Here is a 434-nt window from a genome sequence, read left to right on the forward strand (position 1 = left end):
TGACCGCCCCGGCCATCGGCACCTACCTGGTCCAGCGCCGCCAGGCGATCATGGGCGACGGCAGCGGGCACGTGGCGATGACCGGCGTGGCGCTCGGGTTCCTGCTCAACACCAGGCCGGTCTGGATGGCCACCGCCGTCGCCGTGCTCGGCTCGGTCGGCATGGAGCTGATCGGCGCCCGGGGCCGTCCCAGCGGGGTCGTGGCGCTGGCCCGGCTGTTCTACGGCGGCATGGCCGGCGGCGTCACGACCAACAACCTGGCGCCGGGCCGCTCCACCGCCAACCTCAACACCGACCGCTCCGGCTCCCTCACCACCGTCTCGCCGGAGGACCTGACGGCGGTGGTCGTCCTCGCCGTGCTGGTCCACGCGGTCACCCTGGGCCTGCGCCGCCAGCTCTTCGCGGTCTGCCAGGACGAGGAGGTCGCCCGCGTC

Annotated in this window: 1 protein-coding gene; it reads left to right on the forward strand. The window is 74.2% G+C overall.

Annotated elements, in window-relative coordinates; all coding sequences use genetic code 11:
- A partial coding sequence (locus RNB18_RS52445) for a metal ABC transporter permease (RefSeq protein WP_311721111.1) occupies window positions 1-434 on the forward strand: 434 nt, incomplete at both ends.

The organism is Streptomyces doebereineriae (assembly GCF_031845645.1).
In the GTDB taxonomy this organism is placed as follows: Bacteria; Actinomycetota; Actinomycetes; order Streptomycetales; family Streptomycetaceae; genus Streptomyces; species Streptomyces canus.